This window comes from Methylobacterium sp. WL116 (assembly GCF_008039455.1).
GTDB lineage: Bacteria > Pseudomonadota > Alphaproteobacteria > Rhizobiales > Beijerinckiaceae > Methylobacterium.
The window spans coordinates 1-576 of record NZ_VRUV01001084.1 but is presented as its reverse complement, the minus strand read 5'-3'; the positions used below and the strand labels follow the sequence as shown (position 1 = coordinate 576).

The following is a 576-nucleotide window of genomic DNA, read 5'->3' as shown; positions in this document are numbered from 1 at the left end:
GCCCCAGCCCTCGGAAGCGACGATCCGGCGGATCGACGCGTTCATGCGCAACGGCGGCAGCGCCTCGACCCAGGTCTGGCCGGTGGCATAGCGCCCGGGAAAGCTGTCGACGAGGTAGAACGCCTTCGTCAGCACGTGGTCGGACGGCACCGGCTCAAGCTCCGGGATCTCCAGCGTCGCCAGCATCTTGCGCAGGTAGGCGGCCTCCGGCGTCGGTGGCCCACCGGCCCGCGTCGTCAGCGCGTCGCGGGTGTCGAACAGGACGGTGCCGCCGTTGCGCATGAACGCGTCGATCCGCCGGATCGTCGCTTCCGAGGGCTGGGGCCGGCCCGGCGCGATCGGCCAATAGATCAGCGGATAGAACGCCAGCTCGTCCTTGGCCGGGTCGAGGCCGGCGGGCTCTCCCGGCTCCAGGGCGGTCCGCGAGGCCAGCATCTGAGTCAGGCCGGTGAGACCGGCTCGGCTCGCCTCGTCGACCGCCGCGTCGCCTGTGACCACGTAGGCGAGCCGCGTGACCAGCGCCGACTCGATGCCGTTCGGGCGGTTCGCCGGCGGCTCCTCCGCCCGCGCCGGCGG

1 protein-coding gene is annotated in these 576 nt (G+C 72.7%); it reads right to left on the bottom strand.

Translation table 11 applies throughout. The features are described 5' to 3' along the window. Window positions 1-576, bottom strand: a 576-nt coding sequence (locus tag FV223_RS29510) for a DUF4159 domain-containing protein (protein ID WP_147730105.1), incomplete at both ends; no start/stop codon positions are given.